This window comes from Actinophytocola xinjiangensis (assembly GCF_001921215.1).
GTDB lineage: Bacteria > Actinomycetota > Actinomycetes > Mycobacteriales > Pseudonocardiaceae > Actinophytocola > Actinophytocola xinjiangensis.
Genome location: NZ_MSIF01000003.1, coordinates 245,632 through 264,856, shown reverse-complemented (window position 1 = coordinate 264,856; position 19,225 = coordinate 245,632). Strand labels below are relative to the sequence as shown.

Annotated in this window: 17 protein-coding genes; 12 read left to right on the top strand and 5 right to left on the bottom strand. The window is 72.5% G+C overall.

Annotation, left to right across the window (positions count from 1 at the left end):
• Positions 1 to 13: 13 nt before the first annotated feature.
• The 3 genes from BLA60_RS09000 to BLA60_RS08990 are packed head-to-tail and all read right to left on the bottom strand — an operon-like array spanning position 14 to position 3,547.
• Entirely contained in the window at positions 14 to 1,027 is a 1,014-nt protein-coding gene (locus BLA60_RS09000) for an ABC transporter permease (protein ID WP_075132329.1), read from the bottom strand.
• Complete coding sequence (locus BLA60_RS08995; protein WP_211288672.1) at positions 1,017 to 2,033, bottom strand: ABC transporter permease; 1,017 nt, start codon at positions 2,031 to 2,033, stop codon at positions 1,017 to 1,019. Before BLA60_RS08995 ends, BLA60_RS09000 begins: the two co-directional genes overlap by 11 nt.
• A 5-nt stretch (positions 2,034 to 2,038) precedes the next feature.
• The gene (locus tag BLA60_RS08990; RefSeq protein WP_075132327.1) at positions 2,039 to 3,547 is read right to left on the bottom strand and encodes a sugar ABC transporter ATP-binding protein; all 1,509 of its coding nucleotides are present in this window, start codon (positions 3,545 to 3,547) and stop codon (positions 2,039 to 2,041) included.
• Positions 3,548 to 3,726: 179 nt separating this feature from the next.
• Between BLA60_RS08990 and BLA60_RS08985 the strand changes: the two genes are divergently transcribed.
• The 3 genes from BLA60_RS08985 to BLA60_RS08975 all read left to right on the top strand — a co-directional run bounded on the left by BLA60_RS08985 (position 3,727) and on the right by BLA60_RS08975 (position 7,199).
• Positions 3,727 to 4,728, top strand: coding sequence for a LacI family DNA-binding transcriptional regulator (locus BLA60_RS08985; protein ID WP_075132326.1), 1,002 nt, complete (start codon positions 3,727 to 3,729; stop codon positions 4,726 to 4,728).
• Positions 4,729 to 4,837: 109 nt separating this feature from the next.
• The gene (locus BLA60_RS08980; protein ID WP_084734769.1) at positions 4,838 to 5,545 is read left to right on the top strand and encodes an SGNH/GDSL hydrolase family protein; all 708 of its coding nucleotides are present in this window, start codon (positions 4,838 to 4,840) and stop codon (positions 5,543 to 5,545) included.
• Positions 5,546 to 5,558: 13 nt separating this feature from the next.
• Complete coding sequence (locus BLA60_RS08975; RefSeq protein ID WP_075132325.1) at positions 5,559 to 7,199, top strand: cellulase family glycosylhydrolase; 1,641 nt, start codon at positions 5,559 to 5,561, stop codon at positions 7,197 to 7,199.
• A gap of 10 nt (positions 7,200 to 7,209) precedes the next feature.
• On the opposite strand, the gene BLA60_RS08970 is transcribed toward BLA60_RS08975, so the two are convergent.
• The gene (locus BLA60_RS08970; RefSeq protein ID WP_084734768.1) at positions 7,210 to 9,591 is read right to left on the bottom strand and encodes a substrate-binding domain-containing protein; all 2,382 of its coding nucleotides are present in this window, start codon (positions 9,589 to 9,591) and stop codon (positions 7,210 to 7,212) included.
• Positions 9,592 to 9,770: 179 nt separating this feature from the next.
• Here BLA60_RS08970 and BLA60_RS08960 point away from each other — a divergent pair, with 179 nt between their 5' ends.
• Both BLA60_RS08960 and BLA60_RS08955 read left to right on the top strand, forming a co-directional pair.
• The gene (locus BLA60_RS08960; RefSeq protein WP_075132324.1) at positions 9,771 to 11,231 is read left to right on the top strand and encodes a DUF7782 domain-containing protein; all 1,461 of its coding nucleotides are present in this window, start codon (positions 9,771 to 9,773) and stop codon (positions 11,229 to 11,231) included.
• A gap of 11 nt (positions 11,232 to 11,242) precedes the next feature.
• The gene (locus tag BLA60_RS08955; protein ID WP_075132585.1) at positions 11,243 to 11,917 is read left to right on the top strand and encodes an IspD/TarI family cytidylyltransferase; all 675 of its coding nucleotides are present in this window, start codon (positions 11,243 to 11,245) and stop codon (positions 11,915 to 11,917) included.
• A 7-nt stretch (positions 11,918 to 11,924) separates the two neighbouring features.
• On the opposite strand, the gene BLA60_RS08950 is transcribed toward BLA60_RS08955, so the two are convergent.
• Complete coding sequence (locus BLA60_RS08950) at positions 11,925 to 12,584, bottom strand: GntR family transcriptional regulator (RefSeq protein ID WP_075132323.1); 660 nt, start codon at positions 12,582 to 12,584, stop codon at positions 11,925 to 11,927.
• A gap of 117 nt (positions 12,585 to 12,701) precedes the next feature.
• Between BLA60_RS08950 and BLA60_RS08945 the strand changes: the two genes are divergently transcribed.
• From BLA60_RS08945 to BLA60_RS08915, 7 genes are read left to right on the top strand one after another with little or no spacing between them, the layout of a single operon-like run.
• Positions 12,702 to 13,499 carry an FAD binding domain-containing protein gene (locus BLA60_RS08945; RefSeq protein WP_084734767.1) on the top strand — a complete coding sequence of 266 codons (798 nt, stop codon included), beginning with the start codon at positions 12,702 to 12,704 and terminating at the stop codon, positions 13,497 to 13,499.
• A gap of 13 nt (positions 13,500 to 13,512) precedes the next feature.
• Positions 13,513 to 13,995, top strand: coding sequence for a (2Fe-2S)-binding protein (locus BLA60_RS08940; RefSeq protein ID WP_075132322.1), 483 nt, complete (start codon positions 13,513 to 13,515; stop codon positions 13,993 to 13,995).
• Positions 13,995 to 15,380: a xanthine dehydrogenase family protein molybdopterin-binding subunit gene (locus tag BLA60_RS46165; protein ID WP_075132321.1), complete on the top strand. Its 1,386-nt coding sequence runs from the start codon at positions 13,995 to 13,997 to the stop codon at positions 15,378 to 15,380. Before BLA60_RS08940 ends, BLA60_RS46165 begins: the two co-directional genes overlap by 1 nt.
• Positions 15,381 to 15,382: 2 nt before the next feature.
• Positions 15,383 to 16,387: a xanthine dehydrogenase family protein molybdopterin-binding subunit gene (locus BLA60_RS46160; RefSeq protein ID WP_075132320.1), complete on the top strand. Its 1,005-nt coding sequence runs from the start codon at positions 15,383 to 15,385 to the stop codon at positions 16,385 to 16,387.
• Positions 16,377 to 17,231 (top strand): AAA family ATPase, encoded by an 855-nt coding sequence (locus tag BLA60_RS08925; protein ID WP_075132319.1) that lies wholly within the window; start codon positions 16,377 to 16,379, stop codon positions 17,229 to 17,231. Before BLA60_RS46160 ends, BLA60_RS08925 begins: the two co-directional genes overlap by 11 nt.
• Positions 17,228 to 18,331: a vWA domain-containing protein gene (locus BLA60_RS08920; protein ID WP_075132318.1), complete on the top strand. Its 1,104-nt coding sequence runs from the start codon at positions 17,228 to 17,230 to the stop codon at positions 18,329 to 18,331. Before BLA60_RS08925 ends, BLA60_RS08920 begins: the two co-directional genes overlap by 4 nt.
• On the top strand, positions 18,322 to 19,221 hold the full coding sequence (locus BLA60_RS08915; RefSeq protein WP_075132317.1) for an amidohydrolase family protein: 900 nt from the start codon (positions 18,322 to 18,324) through the stop codon (positions 19,219 to 19,221). Before BLA60_RS08920 ends, BLA60_RS08915 begins: the two co-directional genes overlap by 10 nt.
• Positions 19,222 to 19,225 lie beyond the last annotated feature (4 nt).

Here is a 19,225-nt window from a genome sequence, read left to right as displayed (position 1 = left end):
GATGTCGCCTCTCTCACGAGATCGGGTCGGTCGGGGACTGTCGCAGGCGTCTGCGGTGGGTGGCGGCGCGCACGGAGCGGCCGATGTTGGGCAGGAGCACCGACACGATCAGCAGCGCGCCGGTGACGATGTTGAGCGCCTCGTTGCTCACGTCCTCCAGCCGCAGCGCGTTCTGCACGGTGGCCAGCAGCAGGACCCCGGCGAGCACACCGGGCATGGCGCCCTTGCCGCCGAAGATGGACACGCCGCCCAGCAGTACGGCGGCGACGACGGCCAGTTCCAGGCCGAAACCGTTGTCGGCGCGGGCACTGGAGTACCGCAGGGTCCACAGCACCCCGGCGAGCCCGGCGACCGCGCCGCTGGCCACGAACAGCCAGAACTTCAGCCGGTCGACCCGCACGCCGGAGAACCGCGCGGTCTGCTCGCTGGCGCCGGCGGCGAACACCGCCCGGCCGACCGGCGTCGCGTGCAGCACCACCACGAACACCGCGGCCAGCACCAGCAGCGGGACCAGCACGTTGGGCACCGGGCCGTCGCCGATCGTGCCGGTGGCCCAGCCGGTGAACGCGGCCGGGAAGTCGGCCACCGCGGAGTCGCCGAGCACGACGAACGCGAGGCCCCGGAACAGCGCCATCGTGCCGATCGTGACCGCCAGCGACGGCAGCCGGAACACGGTCACGAACACGCCGTTGACCGCGCCGAGCACCGCGCCCAGCAGCACGCACAGCGGGATGATCGTCTCGATCGCCATTCCGCTGTTCCACAGCGAGCCGAGCACCGCCGAGGTGAGCCCGAGCGTGCTGGCCACCGACAGGTCGATCTCACCGGTGATGATGACCAGCGTCATCGGCAGCGCCAGCAGCGCGATCGGCAGCAGGTCCAGCACCAGGAAGCCGACGTTGCGGGTGGTGGCGAAGTTCTCCACCGCGCCGCCCGCCACCACCAGCGCCAGGATCGCCACGACGATGATCGCGGCGTCCCAGCCGGCGACGCGGGACAGCCGGCGTGCGACCGGGTTATCGGACATGACCGTTCCTGTTCTTCAACGCGCGCGCGGTGCGCGCCGCGACCAGCCGGTCGACCCCGATCGCCAGCAGGATCAGGGCGCCGACGATCGCCTGCTGCCAGAACTGGTTGATGTCCAGCACGGCCAGGGCGTTGCCGATGACGGTGAGCAGCAGCGCGCCCAGCGCCGCCCCCCACACCGTGCCGCTGCCGCCGAACACCGCGACCCCGCCGACCACGGCCGCGGCGACCACGTTCAGCTCGTAGCCGGTGCCGGCGGCGGCGTCGATCGTGCCGAACCGCACGGCGAACAGCACCCCGGCCAGTCCGGCCAGCGCGCCGCTGACCGCGAACGCGCCGAGGGTGTTGCGCCCCACCCGGATCCCGGCGAGCGTGGCCGCCTCCGGGTTGGAGCCCATCGCGTACAGCTCGCGGCCGACCCGGTAGTTGCGCAGCACCACCCCGGCGACCGCGACCACCAGCAGCGCGATCACCACCAGCCACGGCACCCCGAGCACCGACTCGCCGGCGAAACCGAGGAACCGCTTGGGGAGCTCGTCGGCGGTGATCTGCTGGCCGCCGGCCCAGCTGTAGGTGATGCCGCGGAAGACGTAGAGCGTGCCGAGCGTGACCACCAGTGCGGGGACCCGGCCGTAGCGCACGAGCACCGCGTTCACCAGCCCGCACACCCCGCCGATCGCGATCCCCAGCAGCAGCGCCACGAACACCGGCATTCCGGGGTTGTCCTGCACGACCGTGCCGACGGCGAACGCGCTCAGGCCCAGTACCGAGCCGACGGACAGGTCGATGTTGCGGGTGATGATCACGATCGCCTGGCCGACGGCGAGCACCGCCAGGATCGCCGTGCCGAGCAGGATGTCCCGCACGCTCTGGCCGGACAGGAACCTCGGGTTGACGAACGCCGTGTACCCGACCAGGACCGCCAGCGCCAGCACGATCCCGAGTTCGCGTACCCGCAGCAGCGCCCCGATCCGCCCGCCGGCGGCCGTTGCCCCGGCCGTCGTCACGGTGCTCACGCGACCTCCTGGCCCATGGCGGCGAGCATGATCGACTCCTCGGTGGCCTCGGCGCGCGGAAGGTCGGCGACCAGCCGGCCCTCCCGCATGACCAGCACCCGGTCGGCCATGCCCAGGACCTCGGGCAACTCGGAGGACACCATCAGCACCGCGACACCCTCGGCGGCCAGTGCGGACATCAGCCGGTGCACCTCGGCCTTGGTGCCGACGTCGATGCCCCGGGTGGGTTCGTCGACGATCAGCACCCTCGGCGCGGTCGCCAGCCACTTGGCGAGCACGACCTTCTGCTGGTTGCCGCCGGAGAGCGTGCGGACCGGGTCGGCCAGCCGCCCGTAGCGGGTGCGCAGCCGTTCGGTCCAGTGCGCTGCCTCCCGCCGTTCGGCGCCGCCGCCGAGCAGACCGAACCGGGCCAGCGCGCCGGAGCGCGGCAGGGTGACGTTGCGCTGGATGGACAGGTCCATCACCAGGCCCTGCTGGCGGCGGTCCTCCGGGACCAGCGCCATCCCGGCCGCCATGGCCGCGCGCGAGGAGTGCGGCCGGACCCGCTTCCCGTTGACCCGCACCGTTCCCGCGTCCCGGCCGTCCACTCCGAACACGGCCTGGACGACCTCGGAGCGGCCGGCGCCGACCAGCCCGGCGAGCGCGACGATCTCCCCGGCGCGCACCTCGAACGTCACGTCGCGGAACACGCCCTCGCGGGCGAGGCCGTCGACCTCCAGCACGACCGCGCCGGGTTCGACGTCCTGCTTGGGGAACAGCGCGTCGAGGTCGCGGCCGACCATCCGGCGCACCATCTCCTCGACGGTCAGGTCAGCGAGCGGGTCGGTGGACACGTGGGCGCCGTCGCGCATGATCGTCACCCGGTCGCACAGCGCGGTGATCTCCTCGAAGCGGTGGGAGATGAACAGCACCGCCGCGCCCTCCTCGCGCAGCGCGCGGACCACCGCGAACAGCCGCTCGACCTCCACCGAGGACAGGGCGGCCGTCGGCTCGTCCATCACCAGGATCCTGGCCCGGCCGCCGATGGCCTTCGCGATCTCGACGATCTGCTGGTCGGCGATGGACAGTCCGCGCGCCGGCCGTCCGGGGTCGAGGTGCACGCCGAGGCGGGCGAACAGCTCGGTGGCCGTGCGGCGCATCCGGCGGCGGTCGATGATCCCGAACCGACCGCGCGGCTGGCGGCCCATGGCGATGTTCTCGGCGACCGACAGGTCCCCGAACAGCGTCGGCTCCTGGTAGATGACCGCGATGCCGGCGTCCATGGCGTCGGCCGGCCCGCCGAACTCGACCGGTTCGCCGTCCACGAGCAGCGTGCCGGTGTCCGGGCGGTGCACCCCGGCGAGCATCTTCACGATCGTCGACTTGCCGGCACCGTTCTCGCCGACCAGCGCGTGCACCTCGCCGGGCGGCAGCCCGAACGAGCACCCGCGCACGGCGGCGACGCTGCCGAAGGACTTGGTGACGTCGCGGACCTCCAGCAAAGGCGTGCTGTCCTGCCGCTCCATCGCGGCCACCTCCCCGGAATGAAAGGTTTCAAGGTCCGTCGTCGGGGACCGTATCGGCGGTGTTCCCGGGCGTCAAGACATCCCCTGACAACGGGCTACACTTCGGCCATCCAGGTAACGTTTCAATCTCTGGGGGTTCCGTGGGCGCAGAGTCAGCCGGCGCGCAGCGGCCGGTGAGCGTGCGGGAGGTCGCGGCGCTGGCCGGTGTCTCCCTCGGCACGGTCTCCAACGTGCTGAACCGGCCGGAGACGGTCAGCGCCGCCACCCTCGCGCGGGTGCGCTCGGCGATGTCGCAGCTGGGGTTCGTGCGCAACGAGCCGGCCCGCCAACTGCGTGCCGGCCGCAGCCGGACCGTGGCCTACGTGATGCTCGACGGCTCCAACCCGTTCTTCACCGACGTCGCCAAGGGGATCGAGGAGCAGGCCGAGGCCAACGACCTGTCGCTGTACATGTGCAACAGCGACAACCGGGTCGAGCGCGAGCTGTCCTACCTCAGCCGCCTCGAGCAGCAGCGGGTGCAGGGCGTGCTGATCACCCCGGCCGACGCGAACGCCCCGATCCTCGACGAGCTGCCCCGGCGAGGCACTCCGCTGGTGATCGTGGACCGCACCCGCGCGGGCGACACCCACTGCTCGGTGGCCGTCGACGACGTGCTCGGCGGTGAGCTGGCGGTGGACCACCTGGTGGAGTTGGGCCACGAGCGGATCGCGTTCGTCGGCGGCCCGCTGTCGATCGGCCAGGTCCGTGACCGGCACGACGGTGCGCTCGCGGCGATCGCCCGCGCCGGCCTGGGGCCTGACCGACTGACGCATCTGGACACCTCGGGCCTGACCGTCGCCGAGGGGCGCAGCGCGGGGGAGCGGCTGGCCGGACTGTCCGCGCGGGTGCGCCCGACGGCGGTGTTCTGCGCCAACGACCTGCTGGCGATCGGGCTGCTGCAGCAGTGTGTGAGCATCCGCCTGCGGGTGCCGGAGGACCTGGCGATCGTGGGCTACGACGACATCGACTTCGCCGCCGCGTCGGCGATCCCGCTGACCTCGGTACGTCAGCCACGGCGCCAGCTCGGCCGCACCGCCGCCGGGTTGCTGCTGTCGGAGGCCAACGACCCCGACCACCACCACGAGAAGGTCCTGTTCACCCCGGAGCTGGTCGTGCGCCGCTCCAGTCTGGCCACGAGCTGAGAGCGCTCCCGGTTCCGGACCACCCGAATGGCTCTGTTGCGGCGGTTTTCGCGCGCCGTTAGTCTGGGAGCGCTCCCAGGGTAGCGAGCGACAGGGATGGAGTCGTCCCATGAACAGAGCCGTTCTCCGCGCACTCCTCAGCGCCGTACTGGTCCTGCTGACCGCCGGCCCGGCCCCCGGCGCCGCCGCGGCGCAACCAGCACCGGTGCGCGTCATGCCGCTCGGTGACTCGATCACCGGATCCCCCGGCTGCTGGCGGTCACTGCTGTGGAACCGCTTGCAGGACAACGGGTTCACCGACATCGACTTCGTCGGCACGCTCGGCCCGCAGGGCTGCGGCGTGCCCTACGACGGCGACAACGAGGGCCACGGCGGCGCGCTGGTCACCACCGTCGCCGCCCAGAACCACCTGGTCGGCTGGCTCGCCGCGACCAACCCCGACGTCGTCATCATGCACTTCGGCACCAACGACGTCTGGAGCAACCGGCCGACCTCGGTCATCCTCGACGCCTACAGCACGCTGGTCGCCCAGATGCGGGCCAACAACCCCGCCATGCGGATCATCGTCGCGCGGATCATCCCGATGAACCCCACCTCCTGCGGGGAATGCGCGGCGCGGGTGGTCGACCTCAACGCCGCCATCCCCGGCTGGGCCGCCGCGCAGGACACCGCCGCCTCCCCGGTCACCGTCGTCGACCAGTGGACCGGGTTCTCCACCGCCGCCGACACCTACGACGGCGTCCACCCCAACGCGTCCGGAGACCAGAAGATCTCCGACAGGTGGTACCCCGCGGTGGCAGCCGCCGTGGGCCGATAGGTGGGAGAAAGACGTGAAGTCACGGCGCACGGTCGCGGTCGCCTCGGTGCTCGCGGTCCTGTTCTCGATCCTGTTCCTCCCGGTCCCCGCGCAGTCGGCGCCGACCGGTCTGCGGGTCAGCGGCACCCGGATCGTCGAGGCCAACGGCTCGGCGTTCGTCATGCGCGGAGCCAGCCACGCGCACGTCTGGTACCAGGGTGAGACCGGCTCCTTCGCCGACATCAAAGCCCTGGGCGCCAACACCGTGCGGGTCGTGCTCGGCAGCGGGCAGCGCTGGGGCCCGTCCACCGACGTCGCCAACGTGGTGTCGCTGTGCAAGCAGTCCCGGCTGATCTGCGTACTGGAGGCGCACGACACCACCGGCTACGGCGAGGAGGGCGCCGCGGCGACCCTCGACCAGGCCGTCACCTACTGGATCAGCCAGAAGAGCGCGCTGGTGGGCCAGGAGGACTACGTCGTGCTCAACATCGGCAACGAGCCCTTCGGCAACAACGCCCAGGTCAGCGCGACCTGGGCGAGCGCCACCTCGAACGCCATCCAACGGTTGCGCACCAACGGTTTCAACCACCTGATCATGGCCGACGCGCCGATGTGGGGCCAGGACTGGGGCGGCATCATGCGCGACAACGCCGCCACGGTGTTCGCCAACGATCCCGACCGCAACACGGTCTTCTCCATCCACATGTACGGCGTGTACGACACCGCCGCCGAGATCAACGCCTACTTCGACGCCTTCCGCACCGCCGGTCTGCCGCTGGTCGTCGGCGAGTTCGGGCACAACCACTCCGACGGCGACCCCGACGAGGACACGATCATGGCCCAGGCGCAGTCCAGGGGACTGGGCTACATCGGCTGGTCGTGGAGCGGCAACGGCGGCGGCGTCGAGTACCTGGACATGGTCACCGCCTTCGACCCCAGCCGGCTCACCTCCTGGGGCGAGCGGATCTTCAACGGTGCCAACGGAATCCGCGCCACCTCCCGCGAGGCCACGATCTACGGCGGCGGCGGTGACCCCGACGAGCAGGCGCCGACCACCCCCGGCACGCCGACCGCCTCCTCGGTGACCGCCACCTCGGCCACCCTGAACTGGGGCGCGTCCACCGACGACATCGGCGTCACCGGCTACGACGTCTACCGCGCCACCGGCGCGAGCGGCGGCACCTTCACCCTGGTCAGCACGGCCGGCACGAACACCTACACCGCCAGCGCCCTGACCCCCGAGACCACCTACCGGTTCTACGTCCGGGCCAGGGACGCGGCCGGCAACGTCTCCGGCAACTCCGCCACGGCCACCCTGACCACCCAGGCCGGTCCGGTCGGCGGGGACTGCCGGGTCGCCTACCAGACCACCAACTGGGGCGGCTCCAGCGGTTTCACCGCCAACGTCACCATCACCAACACCGGCACCAGCGCGATCAACGGCTGGACGCTCGCGTTCGCCTTCCCCGGCGGCCAGCGGGTGACCCCACCCGGCTGGGGCGCCACCTACACCCAGGCGGCCGGCAGCGCGAACGTCACCGCGACCAACGTCGACTACAACGCCACCCTCGCCCCCGGCGGCTCGACCAGCATCGGGTTCAACGGCACCTACAGCGGGTCCAACCCGGCGGTCACCGCGTTCACCCTCAACGGCTCCGCCTGCGCCGCGGCCTGAGCCGCGTCGGTCAGGAGCCGAAGTTGCTGAACACCGAGACCATCACCTCGTCGATGTCGTCGGGATTGGTCGCGTCGTAGGACACGGCCTTGGACAACCCGGAGATCTCGGACAACAACGTGCGGTGCTCGTCGCTGGTGCCGTAGGGGATGGTGAACACCCGGACGGAGGTCTCCAGGTTCTGCGCGTCGATCTCGCGTTTCAGGGCCTGGAGACCGGCCGCGTCCTCGGGGACCTGTGCGCCGTCGCTGAGCACCACGATGGCGTTGATCTTCTTGCGGTCGATCGTGGCGAGCATGGTCTGGTTGGCCTCGCGGATCGCCCGGTACAGGGAGGTGTTCTTCGCTGTCGGCAGGTCGTCGATGATCCCGTCGAGCTGGCCGCGGACCTCACCGACCGGGGACAGCTCCAGGACCCGGGTCACGGGGCCGGCGAAGGTCCAGATGCCGACCTCGTCCTGGTCGCCCAGCAGCTCCAGGCCGCGTTTGGCCGCCGGGCGCAGCAGGTCCAGCTTCGTGTCGGTCGCCGCGTCGTCGGGGTTGGCGTCGCCGAGCATCGACTCCGACACGTCGAGCACCAGCAGGACCCGTGCGGCGCGGCGGGTGCCGTCCCAGGCCTGCCGCATGGCCGTGACCAGTTCCGGTTCCGGGATCTCGAAGAACGTCTGCGTCGAGTCCGCCGGCACCCCGGACTCCCGGACGAGCACGTCGGTCGGCCGGTCGGGCCGGCCGAGGTCGCGGAAACCCAACTCGACGAACTGCCGCTGCTGCTCGTCCTGGACCAGGAAGTCGCGGAAGTCCACCGCCGCCTCCCGCTGCTCCTGCGAGGCCGAGGAGAGCACGACGAACGGGTGGTCCAGCTGGACCGTGCCCTCCTCTGGTTGGAGAGCCACCATCGGTTCGTTCGGGCGGTCCTGCGCCGCGTCGAGGTCGCCGAGCGGAGCGCCCCGGTTGTAGAGGTGGACGAGCTGCTCCTGCACCAACACCGCGCTGATCGACGTGCGCGCGCCCTGCTGGTCGTCGTCGTAGATGCTGCGCATGAAGGTGGTGGCCTCGTCGCCGTAGCGCACCACCGAGGTCTCGATGTCCCGGACGAACTGGACGACGTCGCCGTCGGTCAGGTCCTCGGCGGTGGGCCCGGCCGGCCGGTCGGCGGCCGCGAAGTAGGTCGCCACGGAGGCGGCCAGGCCCGAGGTCGAGTAGTTCGGGTTGTCGCGGCCCAGGGTGAACGGTCCCAGCTCGGGATGGCCGAGGGCCTGCCAGTCACCGTTCGGGCCGGCCAGTTCGCGCAGCCGTTCCCAGCTGAACTCCTCGCCGTCGGCGCGCACCACCTTCGCCAGGTGCTCGGGCATCGCCACCGCGAGGACGCTGGTGGTGACCGGGCCCAACTCCTGGGCCACCAGGTCGCCGTGGCCGCCCTCGCGCAGCATGCCGGTCCACATCGACGAGGTGGGCAGCCACACCTGGGGCGCCGGCAGTCGGTCGACCTGGCCCGCCGGCCAGCCCTTGCCGATCAGGTCCATCGCCACGCCGGAGGTGAGGCCGGTGGCGCGGACCCTGGCGCAGGGCCCGTCGTGCTCGCTCTCGTTGTACTTCCTGGCGAGGTCGACGAGCAGTTCGTCCTTCTCGGTGGACACCAGCACGTCCAGGTCGACACAGTCCGACCGCGCGGTGCCCGCCTCGCCGGGGAACTGGCGCAACGCCCACACCGCCACGAGTGCCAGCACCGCCACCAGCGCCGCCCCGACGGTCCAGCGCACGCCCCGGCGCAGCGGGGCGTTGCGGAACGGTTCCGGCCACCGCTCGCGCAGGTGGGCCGCGGCGACCGCGTAACCGTTGTTCTGGTCGATCGCGGTGACCACGCCGACGGCGCGGCCGGTGCGGGTGTCGACCACCGGGCTGCCGCTGTGGGTCGGCCGGGCGCGCAGCGTGTCGTTGAGGGTCTGGTTGAGCTCCACCAGGCCCTGGCCGGCGTCGCCGAGCAACGTGCCGTTGGTCCAGTCGGCCTGCCCGCCGGGCTGGTGGCCGAAGACCTTGACCCCGGAGTTCGGTTTCGGGCCGGTCATCAGCTTGAGGGGGGTGGCGCCCACCGGCGGGGTCTCCGCGGGGAGCAGGGTCAGCCCGGCGAGGTCGCCGGCATGGGTCATCGTCGCGCCCAGCGCCGGCGGGCGCGACCACCACGTCACGGTCGCCTGCCGGGTCAGTCCCGGTTGCACCTGGGCGAACTCGACCTCGATCACGACCGTGTCGGCCGGTTCGGTCTGGCGGTACTGGTTGTGCCCGAGAACCGCGTTGATCACGTGCGCGCTGGTCACGATGTGCCGGTCGCTCACCAGGAAACCGACGCCGACCACCGTTCCGCCGCTGCGGAAGGTGACGATCGAATTCGTCATTGATCACCGCCGACTGATACCTCAAGCAGGTCAGTTCGTGACGTCATGTAGCAGGCCTCCTGCACCCCAGTGCCCTCAGCGCACTATAGAGGCAACGTGATCAGGGGGATGCGGTTACGGTCGGTGCGGTCGTGGCCCGCTGGCACCGTCGGACACCCGGTGAGAGAGCATGTCCGTTCGTGCAGCCAGAACTCTCCGCCGACCTGTGCGCGCGCCTGCGCGAGGCCTTCCTGACCGCCGGTTACACCGCCGACGGCGTCGTCGACCTCCTCGGCCCGCCGGCCCACGCCGCGCTCGGCCGGGGCGAGCCGGAGGCGGCGCGCCGGGCCAGCCGCGACGCCGGCCCGCTCGGCACCCTGGTGCGGCTGTTCCTGCTCGGCGACACCGAACCGCTGCCCGCCGTCGGCGCGGCGCTCGGCTCGGTCGACCTCGACGAGGCGGTCGCCAACCAGCTGGTCACCCCGGACGGCCGGGCCGGCCTGGACGTACGCCCCTACGAGGACAACTGGTGGGTGATCGCCGACCTCGACGCCGACCTGCGCGGCGGCGCCGTGCCGGCCGACCACGTGCTCGGCGTCGGCCACGCGTCGGTCAGCCTCGCCAGGGCCACCGCGCGCCGCGAGGTCGACACCCTGCTCGACCTCGGGACCGGCTGCGGGGTCCAGGCCCTGCACGCGAGCACGCACGCCCGCCGGATCACCGCCACCGACCTGTCCCCGCGCGCGCTCGCCCTGGCCGCCGGCACCTTCCGGCTCAACGAACTCGCTGTGGAGCTCGCGGCGGGGGAGTGGTTCGACCCGGTCGCCGGCCGCCGCTTCGACCAGGTGGTGTGCAACCCGCCGTTCGTCGTCGGGCCGCCGAGGGTCGACTACGTCTACCGCGACTCCGGCCTGTCCGGCGACGAGGCCAGCGAACTGGTGGTGCGCCGGATGCCCGAGCACCTCACCGACGGCGGCGTCGGCCAGCTGCTCGCGTCCTGGCTGCACCGCAAGGGTGAGGACTGGGCCGACCGGGTCACCTCGTGGCTGCCCGCCGGGGGCCTTGACGCCTGGTTCGTCCAGCGCGACATCGCCGACCCGGTCCTCTACGTCGGCACCTGGCTGCGCGACGCCGGGGTCGACCCGCGCTCGCCGGAGGGCCGGGCCAAGGCCGGGGCGTGGCTGGACTGGTTCGCCGAGCACGACGTCGAGGGCATCGGCTTCGGCTACGTGACGCTGCGGCGTACCGGTGACGCGGGCCGCGAGGTCGTCTGTGAGGACCTGCGGCACGCCTACGACGACCCGCTCGGCCCGGAGGCCGCGCGCTGGCTGGACAACGTGGCCTGGCTGCGCGCCCACGGGGAAACGTTGCCGCACCACAGGTTCACCGTGCCGTCGACGGTCGTCCTGGAGGAGGTGTCCGGTCCCGACGACGAGGGCTGGACGCCGCTGGTGCGCCGCCTGCACCGCACCGACGGCCCCGGCTGGCAGCACGAGATCGACGAGCCGACCGCGCGGCTGCTGGCCGGCTGCCGGGGCGCGCTGCCGCTGGAGGACCTGCTGGCCCTGCTGGAACTCGCCTACGGCGAGCTGGACCGGGACGCCGCGCTGCCGCTGGTCAGGGACCTGGTGCGGCACGGGATGCTGGTGCCGGTCCGGTGAGCGCGGCGGGGGTGGTGCTGGCCGGCGGCTCCGGGGTGCGGATGGGCGCCGGGATGAACAAGGCCTACCTGCCGCTGGCCGGCCGCCGGCTGATCTCCTGGTCGCTGCGTGCCTTCGCCGAGGTCGCCGAGGTGGGGGTGCTGCTGCTGGTGACCCGCCCGGCCGACCACGAGCTGGTGACCACGACGCTGGCCGCCGAACTGCCCGGGGTCGAGGTCGAGCTGGCCGACGGGGGCGGCACCCGTCAGGAGTCCGAGCTGGCCGCGCTGCGCCACCTCGCCCCCCGGATCGCCGACGGCACGGTCGACGCGGTCCTGCTGCACGACGCCGCCCGCCCGCTGGTCAGCCACGAGCTGATCACCGCCGTGCTGCGCGAGGCCCGCGACCACGGCGGCGCGATGCCCGGCCTGCCGGCCGACGACCTGGCCACCGTCGGCGCCGACGGGCGGCTCTCCGGCGCGCTGGCGCACGCGATCCGGGCGCAGACCCCGCAGGGTTTCCGGGCCGCGCCGTTGCTCGCGGCCTACGAGCAGGCCGCCCGCGACGGCTTCGACGGCACCGACACCGCGTCCTGCATGGAGCGCTACTCGGGGCTGCCGGTGCGCTGGGTGCCGGGCGAGCAGCGCAACTTCAAGATCACCTTTCCGCACGACCTGACCGTCGCCGAGCACCTGGTCGGTCACTGACCGGTGGCTAGCGGGCCCGGCCGTGGGCGTCGTGCGGCAGGTCGGCGTAGTGCCACTGGTGGTCGCGGGTGAGCTGGCAGGCCTTGGCCAGGTCACTGGAGAGCAGCGCGTCGAGCAGTTCCGCGTGCTCGTCGGCGACGTCACCGAGGTCGGGCTCGACGGCGAGCAGGGTGACCGAGGTGCGTGCCTCGATCTGCAAGGCCTCCCACGCGTGCTTGAGCAGCTCGTTGTGTCCGGCGTCGACGATGTGCCGGTGGAAGGACACGCTCGCGGTCCCCACGGCCCCGACGTCGCCGCGCCCGGCGGCCTCGCGCATGGCGGCGACGTCGGCGCGCAGCGCGTCGGCGGGCAGGGTGCCGGCCGGCAGGGCCAGTCGGGTCGCCGCCTCCTCCAGCGCTGCCCGCACGACGTAGCTCTCGCGCAGGGTCTGCTGGATGAAGTGGCGGACGAACGTGCCGCGCCGGGGGCGGGTCTCGACCATGCCGATCGCCTCCAGCTCGCGCAGGGCCTCGCGCACGGGGGCCTGGCTGGTGCCGTAGCTCTCGGCGATCCGGGTCTCGACGAGGCGTTCGCCCGGTTCCAGCTCGCCGGACACGATGCGCCGGACGAGCCCGTCACGGATCTGTCGGCTCAGGGTGAGCCGGGGGAGTGGCTGGGTCTCGGTCATGCACTCTCACACGGGTTCGCACTTCAGGGTTGACGGTGTCGACGGGCCAAACGTACCGTCTCCGTCAGGTTATCAATTATCGATAATCGATCCAGTCCGGCTCAACGGGGAGGCCTCGTGCTGTCTCATGTGCACCTGCCGGGTTCGGCGGCCGAGGCGGCGGACCTGCTGCGGAACGGCGGATGGCTCGTCGGCGGCGGAACCGTGGTCATGCCCCGGGTGAACACCGGGGCGGTGCCGGTCGACTCGCTGGTGTCGCTGCGCCGCGCCGGCCTGGACGACATCACCGTCGACGGCCGCCGGGCCTCGATCGGCGCGGCGGCCACGCTCGCCGACGTCGGCGAACACGACGCGCTGGCGTTCCTGCTCCCGGTGATCCGCTCGATCGCCTCCCCGCCGGTGCGCAACCTCGCCACGGTCGGCGGCAACCTCGTCGTCGGCCAGCCCTACGGCGACCTCGCCGTCGCACTCCTCGCGCTCGACGCGCGGGTCGAGGTCCTCGGCGCGGACGGCGTCCGCGAGGTGGGGGTGGCCGAGCTGACCGTCGGCGGGGCCGAGGTCCTCACGGCCGTCCACCTCGACGTCCCCGACAGTGGGACGTGGTTCTACCGCAAGGCCATGCGCCGCCGGCACAACTCGGCGGCGATCGTCACCGTGGCGGCCGTGGTCGCCGTGGGAGACGGGGTCGTGCGCCAGGCCAGGATCGCGCTCGGCGGCCTCGCCCCGAGGCCGGTCCGCGCCCCGGCCGCCGAGCGGGTCCTGCTCGGCCAGCCCTTCGACCGGCCGACCGTCGAGGCCGCCGCCTCGGCCGCGCGGCAGGGCGTCACACCGCTCGACGACGCCTACGCCTCGGCCTGGTACCGCGACCGCGTCCTGCCCGTGCACGTCCGCCGCGCGTTGCTCGGCGAGGACTGAGAGGCCACCGACCATGCCATCCCGGATCGTCACCCTGACCGTCAACGACGCCGACCACGAGCTGATCGCCACACCAGGCCTCACCCTGCTGGCCGCGCTGCGCGACGCCCTCGGGCTGACCGCCGCCAAGCGCGGCTGCGCACAGGGCACCTGCGGATCGTGCGTCGTGCTGCTCGACGAGCGGGCCGTGCCGGCCTGCCTGGTCCCGGTCGAGACCGTCGACGGCGCCGCCGTCCGCACCCTGGAGGGTGTCGCGGCCGGCGGCGAACTCGACGAGGTGCAGAGCGCGTTCCTCGACGGGTTCGCCACCCAGTGCGGGTTCTGCACCTCCGGAATGATCATGGCCGCCGAGGCGCTGCTGGCCGACAACCCGTCGCCGAGCCGGCAGGACGTCGTCGAGGCGATCTCCGGCAACGTCTGCCGCTGCACCGGCTACGAGCCGATCGTGGCGGCCGTACTCGACGCGGCCCGGCGCCGCGCGGGGAGGACGGCCTGATGGCCCACCGGCAGACCCCGATCGACGACACCTACTTCGCCGGCGAGCGCGCCGGCTCGTTCACCGTGGTCGGCTCCCCGGTCGCCCGCTCCGACGCCCGGGGCCACGTGACCGGGCGGACCGAGTTCTTCGAGGACGTGCGCCCCGCCGGCCTGCTGCACCTGAAGATGCACCGCTCGGCCCGCCACCACGCGCGGCTGGTCACCGTCGACACCGCCGCCGCGCGGGCCGTGCCCGGCGTGGTCGCGGTGCTCACCCACCAGGACATCCCGAACAACCTCTACACCCCGCTCAAGCTCATCGGCGTCACCCCCGACGACGAACCGGTACTGGCCGTGGACAAGGTCCGCTACCTCGGCGAGCCGATCGTCGCGGTCGTCGCCGAGACCGAGGCGGCCGCGCTGGCCGGCGCGGCGGCGGTCACCGTCGACTACGACGACCTGCCGGCGGTGTTCGACGTCGAGGAGGCACTGGCCGAGGGCGCGCCGCTGGTCAACGAGTACCAGGGCAACAACTACTTCACCTACGAGGGACACCACTGCCGCCGGGTCCGCTTCGGCGACGTGGACAAGGCGTTCGCCGCCGCCGACCACGTCTTCGAGTGGCGCTACCAGTCCTCGCCGATCGAACAGGCGCCGGTGGAGACCACCGGGTGCGTGGTGGTGCCCCAGCCCGACGGAAGGCTGCGGATCCACTCCGACACCCAGGCCTGCTTCTTCACCCTGGACAACACCGCGCTGATCCTGGAGTCGGAGTTCAACAAACTGCGCATCGTCGGCGGCACGGTCGGCGGCGGCTTCGGCGGCAAGGTCGACGTGGTGGTCGAGCCGGTGGCGTGCGTGGCCGCGATGGTCACCCACCGCCCGGTGAAGTTCGTCTACGGGCGGTACGAGGAGATGCAGGTGTCCTCGCCGCGCGCCGCCGAACGGATCTACCTCAAGGACGGGGTGAGCGCCGACGGCCGGATCCTCGCCCGCCAGGTCCGCGCCTACATCGACGCCGGCGCCTACTCCCGGCACACCCCGTACGGCACGACCAAGGCCGCCGCGCACTTCCCCGGCCCGTACGCCATCCCGAACGTGTCGATCGACTGCCACTGCGTGTTCACCAACCGCACGCCCTCCAGCGCCATGCGCGGCTTCGGCGTCACCATCGGCGACTTCGCCCTGGAGTCCCAGATGGACCGGATCGCCCGCGCGCTGGACCTGGACCCGTTGCGGCTGCGGCTGATCAACGCCTACCGCGACGGCGACATGAAGGCCCACCGCAAGCTCGCCGAGGGCACGGCGCTGGTGGAGGTCATCCAGAAGGCGGCCGACCTGGTCGGCCACGACCTGCCGGAGCCGTACCGCTCGATGTCGTCGACCGACCGGAAGGGACGCTGACCATGGCACGGCTGTTCGGGCGGGGCTACGCCGCGGTGAACTACCCGACGGGCATGAACCTGGGCGGTGACCCGTCGCAGGCGCTGATCCACGCGACCACCACCGGCACGTTCGTCATCTCGCTGTCCTCGGTCGACCTCGGCCAGGGCCTCAAGACCGTGGTCGCCCAGTGCGCGGCCGAGACCCTGGGCCTGCCGATCGAGAACATCCTGGTGGACACCGCCGACACCGACACCGGCCCGCACTGCATGGGCACCTTCGCCAGCCGGGGCACCCACCGCATCGGCAACGCGGTGATCATGGCCGCCACCGAGGCGCGGGCGGTCCTGCTGGACGTCGCCGCCGAGGAACTGGAGGTGGACGCGGCCGACCTGGAGACCGACGGCACCGGCTACGTCAAGCTCAAGGGCTCCGAGCAGCGGAAGATCCACATCACCGACCTGGCGATGGCCGCGCACTTCACCCACGGCCGCACCATCTCCGGGCGCGGCGTGTACATGAAGGACAAGAGCGAGGTCGTGCCGGAGACCGGCGAGATGGACCCCGACTCCTGCCAGGCGCACGCCTGCACGGTCGCCGAGGTCGAGGTGGACGACGAGACCGGGATCGTCGAGGTGCTGGCGATGTACAGCGTCTACGAGGTCGGCCGCGCGCTGAACCCGGCGATGGCCACCCAGCAGGTCGAGGGCGGCGCGTGGATGGGCATCTCGCACGCGCTGTTCGAGACCACCGAGCCGTACTACCCGGTCCGCGACCACGGCCCGCGCGACTTCACCGAGTACCTCATGCCGGGCGCGGGTGACATCCCGGTGCAGCACAGCGTCCTGCTGGAACGCCCGGCGGCCACCGGCCCGTTCGGCGCCAAGGGCATCGGCGAGATGACCGCCAACTCACCCATCCCGGCCATCGCCAACGCGATCTTCGACGCCTGCGGCGTCCGCCTGGAACACATGCCGTTCACCCCCGAGCGCGTCCTGCGTGGAATCGACGAGCTGCATGCTGGATGAGGCAGCGCTCTCCCAGGGCCTGCGGGCCAACCGGTACTTCGCCGACGACGGGCTGCTGACCGCCGTCCACCTCGCGCTGGTGCTGGGCCGGCCGCTGCTGCTGGAGGGCCAGCCGGGGGTCGGCAAGACCGAGATCGCGGCGGTGCTCGCCCGGGTGCTGGACCGCGAGCTGGTCCGGTTGCAGTGCTACGAGGGCCTCGACGCCGGGCAGGCGCTCTACGAGTGGGACTACCCCAAGCAGTTGCTCGCGTTGCGCGCGGCCGAGGCCGGCGGTGCCGCCGTCGGCGACGTGTACGCCGAGGAGTTCCTGCTGCGACGGCCGCTGCTGCGGTCGCTGCGCCACCCGGGCGGCGCGGTGCTGCTGGTGGACGAGGTGGACCGCGCCGACAGCGAGTTCGAGGCGTTCCTGCTGGAGTTCCTCGGCGACTTCCAGATCACCGTGCCGGAGTTGGGCACCGTCCGCGCCGACGTGCCGCCGGTGGTCGTGCTCACCTCCAACCGGACCCGCGAGCTGCACGACGCGCTGCGCCGCCGCTGTCTCTACCACTGGATCCCGTTCCCGGACCCCGAGCGGGAGCGGGCGATCGTGTGCGCGCACGTCCCGGAGATCGAGGCCGACGCGGCCGACGTCCTGGTCCGCGCGGTGTCCGGCGCCCGCCGGCTGGGCCTGCTCAAACTGCCGGGGATCGCCGAGTCGGTGGAGTGGGCGCGGGGCGCGGCGGTGCTGGCCGGCGGCGGCGACCCGTGGCCGGTGGCGCTGCGCCGCGCGCTGGGCCTGCTGGTCAAGGACGAGGAGGACCTGGCGACCGTGCACGCCGGCTTCGACGAGCTGATCGCGCCGTGAGCGCGCCGGCCGCCGGACACCTGCGCGGCTTCCTCCGTTCCCTGCGCGAGCACGGCCTGGACGTCCCGGTCACCCGCCAGCGCGACTTCCTGCGCGCGCTGGCCGCCGTGCCGCCACGCGACCCCCGCCACCTGTACTGGATCGCCCGCGCCACGCTGACCGGCACGGTCACCGACGCTCGCGTGTTCGACCCGGTGTTCGCCCACTGGTTCGGGTCCGCGCCCCCGCCGGTCCGGCTCACCGAGCCCGACGACGCGGGGGAGCCCGACGCCGGAACCGAGCCCGGCGGCGGTGCCCCACCGGACCTGGTCGCGACCGCCGGCACCGGCCACCGGGCCAGTTGGTCCGAAGTGGACAGAAAGCCGGCGTTCGCCGCCACCACCCCCGACCAGCACCAACTACTGGCCCGGCTGCGCCACGCCGTCCCGGCTGCCGTGCCGACGATCCGGTCCCGGCGCCGCCGCCCGGCCCGCCGGGGCGACCGGCTCGACGTGCGCCGGGTACACCGCGACGCCTGGCGCACCGGCGGCGAGGTGGTCCGGCTGCGCTGGCGCCGGCCCCCACGCCGGCAACGCCCGGTGCTGGTGCTCATCGACGTCTCCGGGTCGATGCGCCGGCACAGCGCCGACTACCTGCGCCTGGCGCACACCGTGGTCCACACCTGCGCCCGCGCCGAGGTCTTCACCTTCGGCACCACCCTCACCCACGTCACTCCCGCGCTGCGCGCCCGCGAGGTCGACACCGCGCTGGCGGCGCTGGCGGCGGTGGTGCGCGACTCCGGCGGCGGCACCCGGATCGGCCCGTCGCTGCTGGCGCTGCTGGACAACGCCCGCCACCTGGGCCTGGCCCGCGACGCGCTGGTCCTGGTGCTCTCCGACGGTCTCGAACGCGGCGACCCGACCGCGCTGGCCACCGCCGTGCGGCGTCTCGCGCTGCTGGGGCACCGGCTCGTGTGGTGGTCCCCGCTGGCCGCCGACCCGGACTACCGGCCGCTGACCCGGGGCATGGCGGCGGTCGTGCCGCACGTGCACGCGCTGGCCGGCGTCACCGATCTCGTGACCGCCCACGACCAGCTCACGAGAGGAGCGTCATGGAGATAGTGGACGCGCACCACCACGTCTGGCGCACACGGGACATGCCGTGGCTGTCCGGGCCGATGGTGCCGCGCATCTTCGGCCCGTACGAGCCGATCAAACGGGACTACCTGATCGAGGAGTACATCGACGACGCCCGCTCCGGCGGCATCACCCAGTCGGTGTACGTGCAGGCGAACTGGCCGCTGCACCAGGTGCTCGCCGAGGTCCGCTGGCTGGCCGACCTGCACGAGCGCACCGGCTGGCCGACCGCGGTGATCGGCTCGGCCGACCTGTTCAGCCCCGGCGCGGTCGAGGTCATGCGCGAGCAGGCCCGGCTGCCGGTGCTGCGCGGCACCCGCCTGCAACTGCACTGGCACGAGCGGGAGGAGTTCCGCTTCGCCTCGGCGCCCGACCGGATGACCGACCCGGTGTTCCGGGAGAACCTGGCGGCGCTGGCCGACCTCGGCTGGCTGTTCGAGCTCCAGGTGTTCCCCGGCCAGATGGCCCACGCGGCCGAGTTGGTGGCCGCCTTCCCGGACATTACTTTTGTCCTGGTCCACGCCGGCATGCTGACCAGCCTCGACGACGCCGACGTCGGCCCGTGGCGGACCGGGATGGCCGCGCTGGCGGCCCTGCCGAACGTGGTGGTGAAGCTGACCGGGCAGGGCACGTTCGTGCGCCGGCTCGACCCGGAGTTCATCGCGTTCGTGGCCACCGAGACGGTGGGCTGGTTCGGCGCTGAGCGGGCGATGTTCGGCACGAACTTCCCGGTCGAGAAGCTCTGGACCACCATGCCCGACCTCGTCGGGGCGTGGCGCGTCGCCCTGGCGTCGCTGTCGGAGGCCGAGCGTGTCTCGGTGTTCGCCGCCACCGCGCGCCGTGTCTACAACCTGCCGGAAACCACCGCCCACTAGGAGA